Annotated in this window: 11 protein-coding genes and 1 pseudogene; 8 read left to right on the forward strand and 4 right to left on the reverse strand. The window is 68.7% G+C overall.

The window, feature by feature from the left end:
* Positions 1-42 precede the first annotated feature (42 nt).
* Together ON20_RS16420 and ON20_RS16425 are read left to right on the forward strand one after the other, a co-directional pair.
* Complete coding sequence (locus tag ON20_RS16420; RefSeq protein WP_040836522.1) at positions 43-1,794, forward strand: DEAD/DEAH box helicase; 1,752 nt, start codon at positions 43-45, stop codon at positions 1,792-1,794.
* Positions 1,794-2,360, forward strand: a complete 567-nt coding sequence (locus tag ON20_RS16425) for an SWIM zinc finger-containing protein (protein ID WP_040836524.1) — start codon at positions 1,794-1,796, stop codon at positions 2,358-2,360. The genes ON20_RS16420 and ON20_RS16425 overlap by 1 nt, the downstream gene beginning before the upstream one ends.
* A gap of 337 nt (positions 2,361-2,697) precedes the next feature.
* Here the strand turns inward: ON20_RS16425 and ON20_RS16430 are convergent, their stop codons facing one another.
* Positions 2,698-4,392, reverse strand: coding sequence for a DEAD/DEAH box helicase (locus tag ON20_RS16430; RefSeq protein WP_086009007.1), 1,695 nt, complete (start codon positions 4,390-4,392; stop codon positions 2,698-2,700).
* A 226-nt stretch (positions 4,393-4,618) separates the two neighbouring features.
* On the opposite strand from ON20_RS16430, the gene ON20_RS16435 reads away from it, so the two are divergent.
* Complete coding sequence (locus tag ON20_RS16435) at positions 4,619-5,809, forward strand: YihY/virulence factor BrkB family protein (RefSeq protein ID WP_083864970.1); 1,191 nt, start codon at positions 4,619-4,621, stop codon at positions 5,807-5,809.
* A 128-nt stretch (positions 5,810-5,937) separates the two neighbouring features.
* Here ON20_RS16435 and ON20_RS16440 read toward each other — a convergent pair whose 3' ends face one another.
* Complete coding sequence (locus ON20_RS16440; RefSeq protein ID WP_040836529.1) at positions 5,938-6,171, reverse strand: DUF3039 domain-containing protein; 234 nt, start codon at positions 6,169-6,171, stop codon at positions 5,938-5,940.
* Positions 6,172-6,251: 80 nt separating this feature from the next.
* On the opposite strand from ON20_RS16440, the gene ON20_RS16445 reads away from it, so the two are divergent.
* The 5 genes and pseudogenes from ON20_RS16445 to ON20_RS16460 all read left to right on the forward strand — a co-directional run bounded on the left by ON20_RS16445 (position 6,252) and on the right by ON20_RS16460 (position 10,297).
* Positions 6,252-6,695, forward strand: coding sequence for a DUF3099 domain-containing protein (locus ON20_RS16445; RefSeq protein WP_083864972.1), 444 nt, complete (start codon positions 6,252-6,254; stop codon positions 6,693-6,695).
* A 275-nt stretch (positions 6,696-6,970) separates the two neighbouring features.
* A pseudogene (locus ON20_RS38960) lies at positions 6,971-7,054 on the forward strand (VOC family protein); the annotation flags it as partial.
* Positions 7,055-7,364: 310 nt separating this feature from the next.
* Positions 7,365-7,562, forward strand: coding sequence for a VOC family protein (locus ON20_RS38965; protein WP_245547268.1), 198 nt, complete (start codon positions 7,365-7,367; stop codon positions 7,560-7,562).
* A gap of 43 nt (positions 7,563-7,605) precedes the next feature.
* Positions 7,606-9,117, forward strand: coding sequence for a DUF7782 domain-containing protein (locus ON20_RS16455; protein ID WP_040836530.1), 1,512 nt, complete (start codon positions 7,606-7,608; stop codon positions 9,115-9,117).
* Positions 9,118-9,328: 211 nt separating this feature from the next.
* Complete coding sequence (locus ON20_RS16460) at positions 9,329-10,297, forward strand: sigma-70 family RNA polymerase sigma factor (protein ID WP_040836531.1); 969 nt, start codon at positions 9,329-9,331, stop codon at positions 10,295-10,297.
* Positions 10,298-10,555: 258 nt separating this feature from the next.
* On the opposite strand, the gene ON20_RS16465 is transcribed toward ON20_RS16460, so the two are convergent.
* Positions 10,556-13,231 (reverse strand): bifunctional acetate--CoA ligase family protein/GNAT family N-acetyltransferase, encoded by a 2,676-nt coding sequence (locus tag ON20_RS16465; protein ID WP_040836532.1) that lies wholly within the window; start codon positions 13,229-13,231, stop codon positions 10,556-10,558.
* The gene (locus ON20_RS16470; protein WP_051162610.1) at positions 13,224-14,486 is read right to left on the reverse strand and encodes an acetoin utilization protein AcuC; all 1,263 of its coding nucleotides are present in this window, start codon (positions 14,484-14,486) and stop codon (positions 13,224-13,226) included. The genes ON20_RS16465 and ON20_RS16470 overlap by 8 nt, the downstream gene beginning before the upstream one ends.
* Positions 14,487-14,612: the final 126 nt, after the last annotated feature.

The following is a 14,612-nucleotide window of genomic DNA, read 5'->3' on the forward strand; positions in this document are numbered from 1 at the left end:
ACGCTGCCCACCACCCAGGCCACCTACCTTCCGGACCGGCACATGTTCGCGCTGTGGACATGGACCGGCCTCGCCCCCGGGCGCCCACCGCGCACGACCGGGGTCGACACCACCATCGAGCTGGCGATACCGACCCACGGCTCCGGTCCCGACACCGCGAACGGGCCGACCATCGCCGTCACCGATATCGAATGCGCCCTGCTGGAACCCGCCGAATTCGCCGTCGCTCCCCTCGACGACCCCGGCCCCTCGGTCCACGCCTGGCGCCGCGCCCTCGACGGCGAACGGGCGCCACTACCGCTCGCCGCGCACGCGGTACCCGACGCCGCCGGAACCTCGATCCTCGCGGGCCCGCACGCGATGGCCGTCCTACACGACACCGCGGCCGTCACCACCGAACTCCGTGACACCCTGACGACAGAACTGCGCCCCTACCAGGCGCGCGGTATCGGCTGGCTACGCGAGACCACAGCGCGTCACAGCGGCGCGATCCTCGCCGACGAAATGGGACTGGGCAAAACCGTCCAGGCCATCGGATTCCTCCTGGGCCGCGCGGACACCGGCCCGCAGCTGGTGGTGTGCCCCACCTCACTGGTCGGCAACTGGGTGCACGAGATCGAGCGGTTCGCTCCCGGCCTGCGGCCGCACGCCTGGCGTGGCGGCGACCTCACCGCGGAGAAGGGGACCGTGATCGTCACCGGATACCCGGTCCTGCGCCTGCACGGTGGACACCTCACCGAGGCCGACTGGGCCACCGCCGTCTTCGACGAGGCGCAGGCATTGAAGAATCCGCGCACCCAGGTGTCCAAGGCGGCCCGGGCGGTCGGGGCGACGGCGACCGTGGCGCTTACCGGGACCCCCGTGGAGAACCATCTCGAAGAACTGTGGGCACTGCTCAACCTGGTCGCCCCCCGGCTGTTCGGCCACCGTGCCCAGTTCCGCCGCCGCTATGCCCGGCCCATCCAGGAGGGATCCGCTCCCGCGGCCGCGCGCCTGCGTGACGCCATCGAACCGGTGGTGTTGGCGCGCCGCAAGGCGCATGTGGCCGCCTCGCTGCCGCCGAAGATCCACACCGACCTGCTCTGCGATCTCACCCCGGAGCAGCAGCGGCTCTACGACGAACTACTCGAGCGGGCCGCCGACGAGGGTTTCGGCGAGGGAGCGCAGCGGCAGTCCCGGGTGCTGGCGGCGCTCACCGTGCTCAAACAGGTATGCAACCATCCCGGGCTCGTCACCGGCGACCTGACGGACCTGGCCGGCCGGTCGGGCAAGTTCGACCTGTGCGCCGATATCCTCGCGAACAATCTGGAAACCAGTGCACCAACGCTCGTCTTCACCCAATATCGCGGTACCGGCGAGCTACTGGTCCGGTATCTGGCCGAACAGTTCGCCGTTACCGCGCCGTTTTTCCACGGCGGGCTCTCCCAGGCCGAACGAGCCGAGATCATCCGATCGTTCCAGGCCCAGAACGGACCACCGGTGCTGATCCTGAGCCTGCGCGCCGGCGGCACCGGACTCACCCTCACCCGCGCGGCCGACGTCATCCACTTCGACCGCTGGTGGAACCCCGCCGTGGAGGCACAGGCCACCGACCGGGCGCACCGGATCGGACAGACCCGTACGGTCACCGTCACCACGCTCACCTCGGCCACCACGGTCGAAGAGCACATCGCGACCATGCAGCGGCGCAAATCGGCGCTCACCGATCTCGGCGATGCCGGCGGTATCGCCGAACTCGCCCGGCTCGACGACGAACAGCTCCTCGAAATCCTGCGCCGCAAACGGGAAGGCTGATGGCAGACAACGAATTCGGCTATACGCCGTGGGGCATGGACTGGGTGCGGCTGGCCGAGCCGCTACGGCAGAACCGCCCCGACCCTCTCCTGCCGCGGGCACGCAGTATCGCCCGCAACAACGGGGTTCGGGCGGATATCGAGGGTCGTATCGTACGCGCGCATATCCACCGCGGCGGGCAGGCCTCGGTCACTCATATCGAGTTCGCACCGCTGTCACGGGACGCGCTCACGGCCCTGGCCGGGATCCTCCCGCCCAAGCCGATCGTGCTCACCGACGATATGCACCGCGCGGCCGTCGCCGCGGGGGCGCATCCTACTCCGGTCCCCGCGGCCACCGACTGTTCCTGTTCGGCGCGCACTCCGCGCTGTGTCCACGTCCTGGCCACCTTCTACGAGATGGCGCGGCGCGTCGACGAGAACCCGCGTATATCCCTGGAGGTTCAGGGATACGGCGTCGCCCCGGCCGAGGTCGCCGCCGCGGCGGCGACCCCCGGCGAAGTCTCCCATCGGCTGCCCGTCAACACTCTCGACCCCGCGGGTTTCTTCGACCTGCCGCCGCGGTGATTGCGCCGCATCACCGCGCCTATCGACCGTGTGCGCGCACCAGGGCCACCGCGAGAAACTGCCCGGTGGCCCTTCGCTTCGCTGTCGACGGCGGGGCCGGAACGCTTGGCTTCGCCGGCCCCGCGGTCCGAGCCGTCGACGGGAACACGGCGGCAAGGCCGGACGACCCGTATCGCGCCAGGTGGACCGCCCGCGGCGAACCGACCACTTCTCGGCTCAACGGAGTCGGCCTTCCCAACGCTCCGGCATTTCCGGAGCGGGTGAACATGGCCGATGGGAACAGACCGGGTCCATCGCGGTATTCGCGGCAGCGGGACTGCACCCGCCGCCCTCGGGGCTACATTCGCCGCAACGCGGCGATCCTCTCCCCCAGTTGGTCGGCCGTGGCCAGTGCGGTCGGCGGGCCGCCGCACTGACGCCGCAGTTCGCCATGGATCACCCCGTGTGGTTTCCCCGTGCGGTGGTGATGCATGGCGACCAGACTGTTGAGTTCGCGGCGCAGCTCCCCCAGCCGATCCGCCGAGGCTACGCGTTCGGCCGAGGCCGCGATCCGCGATCCGGGATCGGCCGGCGCCGCGGTCTCGGCCTTGGAGCGTTCGGCGATCTGGCGGGCCTGGCGCTCGCGCAGCAGCGCGCGCATCTGCTCGGCGTCGAGCAGGCCGGGGATGCCGAGGTAGTCGGCTTCCTCTTCGCTGCCGGCGAAGGTCGCGGTGCCGAAGGAGGAACCGTCGTAGATCACCCGGTCGAGTTCGGCGTCGGCGGCCAGTGCCACGAACGGTTTGTCGTCCTGGCCCGGTTCGTCCTGCTGTTTGTTCGCCTGGGTGAGCAGATCGTCGTCGAGGCCGTTCTTCTCCCGGTGCGGTTTGCCGATGACATGGTCGCGCTGCACCTCGAGCTGGGCGGCCAGATCGAGCAACACCGGCACCGACGGCAGGAACACACTCGCGGTCTCACCGGGTCGGCGGGTGCGGACGAAACGACCGATGGCCTGGGCGAAGTACAGCGGGGTGGCGGCGCTGGTGGCGTAGACGCCGACCGCGAGGCGCGGCACGTCGACGCCTTCGGACACCATGCGCACCGCGACCATCCACGGCTGGGTGCCGGCGCTGAACTCGGCGATCCGGCTCGACGAGGTCGGATCGTCGGACAACACCAGCACAGGTGGGGTGCCGGTGAGGTGTTCCAGCAGTTCGGCGTAGGCGCGGGCACGTTCCTGATCGGTGGCGATCACCAGGCCGCCGGCGTCGGGCATACCGGCGGTGCGCAGCTGCCCGAGTCGGGTATCGGCAGCCCGCAGCACCGCCGACATCCAGTCGCCGTTCGGGTCGAGCGCCGTCCGCCAGGCCCGCGCGGTCTGTTCCGCGTTCAACGGCTCGCCCAGGCGGGCCGAATATTCCTCGCCCGCGCTGTCCCGCCAGTGCGCCTCCCCGGAGTAGGCGAGAAACACCACCGGCCGCACCACCCCGTCGGCGAGCGCCTCGGCATAGCCGTAGGTGTGGTCGGCGCGGGAGCGGGGGAGCCCGGCCTCGTCCGGTTCGTAGGTGATGAAGGGGATCTGGCTGTCGTCGCTGCGGAAGGGGGTACCGGTCAGCGCCAGCCGGCGAGTGGCGTCGCCGAACGCCTCGGCCGCGGCGTCTCCCCAGCTCTTCGCGTCGCCGGCGTGGTGGATCTCGTCCAGGATCACCAGGGTGCGCCGGTTCTCGGTGCGTACCCGGTGCCGGAACGGGTGGGCGGCGACCTGCGCGTAGGTGACCACGACGCCGTGGTAGTCACCCGAGGTACCGCCGGTGCTGTTGGAGAAGCGGGAATCGAGGGCGATCCCCACTCGGGCCGCGGACTGTGCCCACTGGTGTTTGAGATGTTCGGTGGGGGCGACCACGGTGACCTGGTCCACGGTACGGTCGGCCAGCAATTCCGCGGCGACCCGCAGCGCGAAGGTGGTCTTACCCGCGCCCGGGGTGGCCACGGCCAGGAAGTCGCGCGGCTTGGTGGCCAGGTACTTCGTGAGCGCTCGGCGCTGCCAGGCGCGCAGTTGAGCGCCCGACGCTCCCGCTGCCGTTCCCCCCGAAACTCCCTCTCTCGCAGTGGCACCGTCCGACACAGTCACGGAAGAGAACACTAGCCGCCGGCTTCGGTGTGGTGCCACATCGACTCGTGGCACGCGATCTGCGTCACAACCGGGCGGCGACCTGTGGTTCACGCCCCGATACCGAGTCCGTCCCACATCGGCCATCCGAGTGCGCGATGCTTGAGGCATCATGTGCAGCAAACGGCCCGATACCGATACGACCCCGCGGGGTCTCTCGCGGGGCGCGCGTCTCTATATCCAAAGCGCTCGCCTCGTCGCCCGCGTTGCCGTCAAATCCTGGAATGATTCGATCTTCGCCCAATCCGCGGCGGCCGCGTTCTGGCAGACGATGTCACTGGCCCCGCTACTGCTCGGCGTCCTCGGCAGCCTCGGTTACGTCGGTGGACTGTTCGGGCCGGACACGGTGGAGATCGTGGAATCGAAGATCATCACCTTCAGCCGTGACCTGTTCAGTCGGAGCGTCGTCACCGATCTCATCGAACCGACCGTGCGCGATGTGCTCGGTCGCGGGCGGGCCGCCTTTGTCTCGGTCGGTTTCGTCATGTCGCTGTGGGCCGGATCGTCGGCCATGGCCACCTTCGTCGACGCCATAGTGGAAGCGCACGGACAGCAGGACGCTCGGCATCCGGTCTGGCAGCGCATCTTCGCACTGCTGCTGTATGTGCTGTTCGTGGTGGCCGCGGTGTTCATCCTGCCGATCATCGCGCTGGGACCGGTGCTCGTGGGCCACGTGCTGCCGGACAGCTGGCGGGAACCAGGGCTGCGGCTGATCGATGCGTTCTACTACCCGGGGGTGGGACTGCTGCTGATCGTGGGCCTGACCGCGCTGTACAAACTGGCCCTGCACCGTTCGCTGCCCTATCACCGACTGTTCGGCGGTGCGTTGCTGGCGGCAGTGTTCTTCCTGGCGGCCAGCGAGGGGCTGCGGCGTTATCTCGGCTGGGTCACCCGCACCGGTATCAGCTACGGCGCGCTCGCGACCCCGATCGCCTTCCTGCTGTTCACGTTCTTCTTGGGCTTCGCCGTTATCCTGGGCGCGGAGTTCAATGCCGCCGTCCAGGAGTTCTGGCCCGCCCGGGCGACCCGGATGGAACAGCTGAAGACCTGGTGGGCCGAGCGGCAAGCCCGTAAGGATGGCACGGCCACCGGCGATACCGAGCACACCGACGAAGACCGGACACCCCCGGCACTTCGGAAAAACAGCGACACCGGCAGACGGGACCATCCCATTCATCCGTCCCGGTCGGCCGCCTCGGCACGGACTTCGACCGAAGAAGGATCGACGAGGTCCGAAAATCACGAGATCGAACCGAAGGATATCCGCCCTGTCCTCCGAGAGGGCGGTCGGGCGCGGAGATAGCGCGGTAACAGACGGGCGGTCGAGCGGAGACCGCGGCGATACTTCACTGCCCGCCGGTCACGGGCGGTCCACCGCGACACCGCGCGGCACGGCCCGCGGCAACCAGCGGAGCCGGCGTTTCGGCGGTCTCAGTCCTTACGCAGCTGTTCGTAGACTTTCTTGCACTCCGGGCAGACCGGCGAACCCGGCTTCGGCGAACGCGTCACCGGGAAAACCTCGCCACACAGCGCGACCACATGGGTACCCATGACGGCGCTCTCCGCGATCTTGTCCTTCTTCACATAGTGGAAGAACTTCGGCGTGTCGTCGCCCGTCGTCTCGTCGGTGGTCGTATCCGGGCGAACAAGGGTATCAGTGCTCACCCTTCCCATGATGCCGCATCAGCGACCGACAACCGACCTCGGTGGATGCACTCGGGTCCCAAGAGTGGGAGACTCGAGGTATGCAACAGCACGGCGACGCTCCGAACGCCGACGACAGCTCCGACGATGTACGCCCGGATGTGACAGCAACCTCCCGGCAGCGCCGGTCACGCGGCTACTTCCCCGGCAACGACGACAAACATCCGGTGCTGATCACCGAAGCGGAGCCGTCGCTGGAGGACCAGCGCCGCGCTCGGGTACGTCGCTACACCATCATCATGGCCTTTCGCATTCCGTGCCTGGTCCTCGCCGCGATCGCCTACAGCGCGTTCGGCAGCGCGCTACTGTCCATCCTGATCATCCTCGCGTCCATCCCGCTGCCCTGGATCGCTGTTCTCATCGCCAACGACCGGCCGCCGCGTCGCAAGGACGAACCCAGCCGCTGGGACCGTCCGCGCCGCGCCATCGAAGCCACCCCGCACCATGTCATCGAGGGGACCAAGAGACCGGGCCGGTCCGAATAGGAGTACCCGCGTCTCCGCTTCGGCCCTGCGTATGCCCTGGTGTTCCGTGCCGGCCGAGCACGAATACCTCGCGGACGTTCCGGCCGGGTACGAGTAATCCACTTATGTTCCGACCGGCGGGTATAAGCCTTCATACATTCCCTCATGGGGGCGGACCGCCACATATGATCCGGTGATACGTCGATTCGGCTCGATCGGCCGGGTGATGAGGGTCGTCGGACCGGTCGCGTGCGGCGGCGGCCGAACACACCTATGACAGAGCCCGAGGAGACACGATGATTCGCCGACTCTGGGCATTTCTCGAGCGCCCCGCACAGCAGTTCGACCGCTGCGTCGCGTTCTGGTCCGCGATCACCGGAACCCACCCGTCCCCGCAACACGGCGCGAGCGACGGATTCCTCCCCCTGCTCCCCGCCGGGGCCTCGTCCGCGGTGCCGGCCGTCACGATGCGATCGGTCGCCGGGCAGGGTGGTGTCCACCTCGGCTTCGAGGCGGACGATATCGGCGCCGCCATACGCCGGGCGTTCGGCCTGGGCGCCGAACCGTGGGTCGACCACGACGACCACACGGTGCTGCGGTCTCCCTCCGGTCAGCCCTTCCGTTTCACACCGGCGGTCTCCGACCCCACTCACCCGGCCCCCGCGTTCCGCGCGCCGGACGTCGATCCAGTTGCTGCTGCAGCGCCTCGGTTCGGACCGCCCCACCGGCGCTCATGTCGATTTCGCCTCGTCCGATATGCGGGCCACGGCGGCCTGGCACGAAACACTCGGCGCGACGGTGGTGCAACGGTTCGGGCGGTGGATTGTGATGCGTGATCCGGCCGCTGTCGTCTACTGCGTGACCGGCCGGGATCCGCGCGGGAGCTGAATCCGGGTCTTCTCGGTCGCGGTGGCAGAGTAGCCGCGTGCCCATGAACCGAACCACGACCGGCTCCCTGCTCACCGCCCTGTGCCCGGACCTGCGGGCCGCGCTCACCCGGGTGGGATACGACGCCGACACCCTACTGGAGGCGTTGGGGCCGGAGGTCCACGCCGCGCTGAGACGATCGGAGCCCGTACCGGTTCGGCGGGCCGCGCGGGCCGCGGGTGAGCTGGGCACGCTGATCCGGCTGCTGCTGCTCGGCGACGCGCTGCCCGACCACCAGGTCGCGGCGGCCCTGGCCCCGGTCGATCTCGACACGGCGGTCGCGGCGGACCTGCTGGAGCGGGACGGAACGGATATCCGCGCGGCCCTGGACCTGCGACCGCTGGATGTCGGCGCGGGTACCCGCTGGATCCTGTCCGACCTCGACGATTCGATGCGCCGCCGAACCCTGACCACCGACCATGTGCTCGGCGTCGGGCACGCCTCGCTGTCGCTGTTGCGCGCCACACCGACACGGCCGGTGGGCTCGGTGCTCGATCTGGGCACCGGATGCGGTGTGCAGGCGGTGCACGCCGCCTCCTATGCCGATCGGATCACCGCCACCGATATCAATCCACGGGCGCTGTGGCTGGCGGAGGCGACCGCCGCACTCAACGAGATCGAACCGGAACTGGTGGCGGGTTCTTGGTTCGAACCGGTCGCCGGGCGTCGTTTCGACCAACTGGTGGCCAACCCGCCGTTCGTCGTCGGCCCGGCCCGGGTGGAGCACACCTACCGGGACTCGGGTCTGGCGCTCGACGGGGCGAGCGGGCTGGTGATCTCCCGGGCGCCCGAGCTTCTCGCGCCCGGCGGAACCGCGGCCCTGCTGGCGTCCTGGGTGTATCGGAACGGCGAGGACTGGCGGGCACGGGTATCGAGCTGGCTACCCGCCCGCGGTATCGACGCATGGGTGGTGCAGCGTGATGTCGCCGATCCGGCACTCTACGTGGGCACCTGGCTGCGCGATGCGGGAATGGACCCGCGCACCGAGGCCGCCGGCCGGCGCGCCGACGAGTGGCTGACGGCCTTCGAACAGGCCGGAGTCGACGGCGTGGGATTCGGGTTCGTCTATCTACGCGTCATCGATGGCCCCACCGAACTACTGGCCGAGGATCTCACCCACGGATTCGACGATCCACTCGGCGACGAGGCGATCGCCTATTTCGAGCGGTCGGCCTGGCTGCGGGCCGTTACCGCCGACCCTGGCCTGGCCTGGTCGGCCCGGTATCGCGTCGAACCGGCGACGGCCCTGGAACGGGTATATCTGCCCGGCCCCGACGGCTGGTCACAGCAGGTTACGCGGCTGCATCGCGGCGATGGACCGCGCTGGCGGCACGAGGTGGATGAGACCACGGTCTCACTGCTGGCAGGAATGCGTCCGGACGGGATGACGTTGTACGAACTGCTCGAATTGCTGATGCTCGCCCACGGATCGGACAGTGTGCCGCAGGATTTCGCGACCGATGCGCTCATGGTGGTTACCGGGTTGGTACGGCACGGGTTGATCCGGCCCGCATAACCTCACCGACCACACGATTCGGGGCCTGGCCGCCGACCGACGGGTGTCACGTTCGGGTAACGCCGGCTCCCCACAACGTCGTTCTCAGGAACTTCTCAGAACCTGCCGGTAAAAACCGCAGCTCAGAGCGGTTTACCCGCGCCCGCTGAGGGAACTTTCCCTATGTCGGGTCCGTTGTTCGGAGTGAGACACCACCGACAGGAGGCAAGTCATGACAAGCCCCGCCACAACTCGTGTGCGCCCCAGCGATTCGGACCTCGACGCCCAGAGCCCCGCAGCCGATCTGGTACGTGTGTACCTCAATGGGATCGGCCGCACCGCGCTGCTCACGGCCGCCGACGAGGTAGAGCTGGCCAAGCGCATCGAGGCGGGCCTCTACGCGCAGCACCTGTTGGAAACCGGCAAGCGCCTGTCGGCCGTGCGTAAGCGTGATCTCGCCGCCGTCGTTCGGGACGGCCAGATCGCGCGCTCGCATCTACTGGAGGCCAACCTGCGTCTGGTCGTCTCACTGGCCAAGCGCTACACCGGGCGCGGTATGCCGCTGCTGGACCTGATCCAGGAGGGCAACCTGGGTCTGATCCGCGCGATGGAGAAGTTCGACTACACCAAGGGCTTCAAGTTCTCCACCTATGCCACCTGGTGGATCCGCCAGGCCATCACCCGTGGTATGGCCGATCAGAGCCGCACCATCCGGCTCCCGGTACATCTGGTGGAGCAGGTCAACAAGCTGGCGCGGATCAAGCGCGAACTGCATCAGCAGCTCGGGCGCGAGGCCACCGACGAGGAACTGGCCGCCGAATCGGGGATCCCGGTGGAGAAGATCGCCGATCTGCTCGACCACAGCCGCGATCCGGTGAGCCTGGATATGCCGGTCGGCAACGACGAAGAGGCACCGCTGGGCGATTTCATCGAGGACTCCGAGGCCACCTCGGCCGAGAGCGCCGTCATCGCCGGCCTGCTGCACCGCGATGTGCGCAGCGTGCTCAATACCCTCGACGAGCGTGAACAGCAGGTCATCCGGCTGCGCTACGGCCTCGATGATGGCCAGCCGCGCACCCTCGACCAGATCGGCAAACTCTTCGGCCTCTCCCGCGAGCGGGTGCGTCAGATCGAACGTGAGGTCATGGCCAAACTCCGCAAGGGTGAGCGCGCCGACCGGCTGCGCGCCTACGCCGGCTGACCAATCCGGAACCCACCTCGACCGCGGTGGCCCCTCGGGGTCACTGCGCTCCGACCGGAACCGTGCGGTTCTCCCCTCATCACCGCACGGTTCCGGTCGGCGTTTTTCCGACGATACGGCCGTCCTGGCGAGCCGGTCGGAGGCGGACAGCCTCCGTCCGGGCAGATCGCGGCCCCTTCTCCGAGGTGGACGTGCGGCGTAGCGACTCCTGTCCGAGCCGGGCGGCGACGCGCTCTCCGAGACATGGCATGCCGACCGCTACCCGAGACGGCGCGGGCCGTTGTCGAACCGACTCGGCTGAGGGCCGATCCGGGCTCGCGCATACAGGATCGCTGCGGTGTCCGGGGCGGCCAGGACCGGTTCGCAGGACAGCTCCCGCAATTCCGGCAGATCGTCGAACATGGCCGATATCCGCTGCGCCAGCTCGATAAGGGCGTTCTTGTCGACCCGCGGACTAGCGGGAGTCCCATTGAGCAGCGGCGCGGCACGCGGCGCATCGATCAGAGCGGCGGCCTCGTCCGGGGACAGCGGAAGCGCGCGGTAGGCACGGTCGCCGAGTAACTCGATGATCAACCCGGACAGACCGAATTCGATCACCGAACCGAAGGCCGGGTCGTCCTGCACCTTCAGTACACAGCCGACCCCCTTGGTCGCCATCCGTTGGATGTGCAGCAGCGGATCCCCGCACAGTTCGGTCAGATCACGATAGGCCTGACGGACGGCTTCCGGCCGCCACAGATCCAGCCGCACCCAGCTCAGGTCCGGCCGGCGCCGCCAGCTGTCGCTGGCCGCCTTGGCCGCGACCGGATATCCGAGTTCCTCGGCGGCCGCCACCGCCTCCTCGGCATCGCACACCGCCCGGAATTCCACCACCGATATGCCGTAGCAGTCGAGCAGGGTCACGGTCTCCGTATCCGTAAGCCGCCGGCCCTCCGGCGCACCGGCCATCCACCGCGCCACCAGTTTCCCGGCGTGCTCGGCGTCGATACCCTCGGGACGCACCGTGACCGGCGACATCGGCTTCTTTCGCCATGCGGCGTAGCGGTACACCCGGGCCAGGGCCCGTACCGCCCGTTCCGGATCGGGATAGGAGGGGATCGACCTGCGGCCCGCCGAGCCCTGCGCTTCCCGCGCGGTCAGCAGGTCGGGGATGCCCTCTTCGGCGACGAACGTCGTCAATATCGGTTTGTCCGCGGCGGGGCCCGCCGCCTCCGCGGCGCGGATGGCTTCGGCGAATCCGGTCGACGGGACCGGCACCGGCGGTGCGAACACCACGATCACCGCGTCCACATCGTCGGCCCGCAGGGCCGTGGTCACCGCTTCGCGGTAGGCCGACGGGGTCGCCTCCGGACCCAGGTCCACGGGCTCCTCCACGACCAGTCCCTCGCTCCGGGCAGCGTCGACCGCCAACCAGTTCAATGCCGCGCTGTTGCCCACCACCGCCGGCCGGGGCCCGCGCGGTAGCGGCTGATAGCCCAGCAGGGCGGCGCAGTCGAACATCTCGGAGATGGTGTCCACCTGCACGATGCCGGCCTGGGCGAACAGGTCCCGCATGATCGAGCGGTCCAGGTCGCCGGCCGGTTGGGCACGCGCGGTGAGCCGGCCGGTACTCACTGCCACAATGGGTTTGGACCGGGCCACTCGTCGCGCTATTCGGGAGAATTTGCGCGGATTTCCGAAACTTTCCAGATACAGCAGGATTACGTCCGTATCCGGGTCGGTATCCCAGTACTGCAGCAGGTCGTTACCGGAGACATCGGCACGGTTGCCGGCAGAGACAAAAGTGGACAGCCCCAGGTTCCGCGCGGCCGCCTCCGCGAGAATCGCCACCCCCAACGGTCCGGACTGGCAGAAGAATCCGATCCGACCGCGCCCCGGCAGCACGGGCGCCAGTGTCGCGTTCAGACCCACCACCGGATCGGTGTTCGCTATACCCAGCGCGCTGGGCCCCACAACCCGCATGCCGTGGCCCCGGGCGGCGGCCACCAATTCGGCTTCGGCCGCCCGACCCGCCGCCCCGGACTCGGCGAATCCGGCCGTCAGCACGACCAATCCCTTGACTCCCTTGGCCATACAGTCGTCGAGGACCGCGCCGATGGCCTCGGCGGGGACCGCGACCACGGCCAGATCCACCTCGTCCGGTATCTCGCGAACCGTCGCGTAGGCACGCACACCGCGCACCGAGCGTCGGTTCGGATTCACCGGGAACACCGGCCCGCAGTACACCCCGGACAGCAGATTGGCCAATACCGCGCCGCCCACCCGGCTCGCATCAGGTGTCGCCCCGATCACCGCTACCGAACCGGGAGCGAGCAGGTTTCCGACACTGCGCGCCTCCGAGGCGCGTTCCCGCGCGTCCCGCACCGACAACAGGGCCTCGGTGGGGTCGATCGCGAACTCCAGATGCAGGACCGAGCCGTCCCGGCTGCGCTCGACCTGATAGCCGGCGTCGCGGAACACGGTGACCATGACCATGTTCTCCGCCAGCACCTCGGCGACGAATTTCTCGATCAGGTTCTCCGCGGCTGCGCCGGCCAGGTGTTCGAGCAGAATCGACCCCAGTCCCCGCCCCTGGTGTTCATCGGCCACCACGAACGCCACCTCGGCGGCCCGGGGCCCGGGACGGTCGATCAGTTCGTATCGGCCGACGGCGATGATCGCCTCGCCCAGCACGATCACCAACCCCACCCGATCGCGATGGTCGACATGGGTGGAGTGGTGCAGATCCTTGGGCAAGATCCGCGGATACGGTCCGAAGTAGCGCAGGTAGCGGGAACGCTCGGAAAGCGCGGTGTGGAATCGTTGCAGTTCGTCGGCGTCGTCGGGGGTTATCGGCCGCAACCGCACCACACCGCCATCGGCGGCCAGCACATCGGCGAACCAGTGCTGGGGAGGCGGCGGCACGACGGTGTCCGAGTCCTCGAGATCAGTCACGGGGATCCTCCGGGTCCAGGCCGAGCGCGCCGAAACAGGCTCGACGGGTGGCCAGCACCGCTCGGTCGATGGCGTGCTGGGCCCGATCGAAGTGTGCGTTCCCGGTGTCGACGGCACCACCGGGCCCGTCCCATCGGCGGAACACGATATCGGCACCGTCCCCCATCGTCTCCGGCGGACGCGCCCGTGGCATCTCCGCGCTCACCAGATCGATCCAGGCCCGCGGTATCGGTGTCGCCGGATCCACCGTACGGTCCAGGGCGGTGGCCAGCAGATGTGTCCAGGCCCGCGGTACCACGCGTACCAGGCCGTAACCACCGCCGCCGACCGCGAGCCACCGTCCCTCGGCATACCGGTCGGCGAGATCCCGCATGGCCACGAATGCCGCCCGCTGACAGTCGACGCTGAGTTCCAGGTCGGCCAGCGGATCCTCCCGGTGGGTGTCCACACCGCACTGGCTGATCACTATCTGCGGCCGGAACGCCGCGACCGCGCTCGGCACCACCGCGTGAAAACCACGCAGCCACTGGGCATCCCCGGTTCCGGGCAGCACCGGCAGATTGATCGCGGTCCCAACCCCCGCACCGCTGCCTGTTTCCTCCGGCCAGCCGGTATTGGGCCACAGGGTCGCCGGATGCTGGTGAATCGAGACCGTCAGCACACGGGGATCGTCGTAGAAGGCGTATTGCACACCGTCACCGTGGTGAACGTCGACATCGAGGTAGGCGATCCGATCGAATCCCTGCTCGAGCAGCCACGATATGGCCACCGCCACGTCGTTGTACACGCAGAACCCCGACGCCGACCCCGGCATGGCGTGATGCATACCACCGCCGATACTCACCGCTCGACGGCTGCGCCCCTCGGCGATCGCCGCGGCCGCCGCGAGAGTACCGCCGACGATCACCGAGGCCGCCTCGTGCATCCCGGGAAAGACCGGATTGTCCGCCGAGCCCAGCCCGTATCGCGGGACCGCGAGGGGCTCCACGTCGGGTACGTCGGTCACATGCCGTACCGCGTCGATGTAGTCGGCGGTATGGATGCGCAGCAGGTCGGCGGTACCGGCCGGTCCGGCCGACAGCAGTTCGACTCCGTCCAGCACGCCCAGGTCGCGGGCCAGCTCCATCGTGTACCGCAGCCGGGCCGGTTTCATCGGATGCTCCGGCGTCCACGTGTAGGACAGGAAGCGGTCGGTCCACACGACAGTGCTCCCGGGCTCGGAAGCAGGGATCGCGTCGGATGCTGCGGTGGCCATGCTCGCAACGCTAGCGGGAAGGTGGGGACCCCGTCGCACGTTGTCATGCAGTAGAAATACAGATATACGCGAACGCGGCGGCAGGCCGCGCGCCGACAAGATTTCCCACGTGTAACGCGACACGCT

Origin of the sequence: Nocardia brevicatena NBRC 12119, assembly GCF_000308495.1 — a bacterium.
GTDB lineage: Bacteria > Actinomycetota > Actinomycetes > Mycobacteriales > Mycobacteriaceae > Nocardia > Nocardia brevicatena.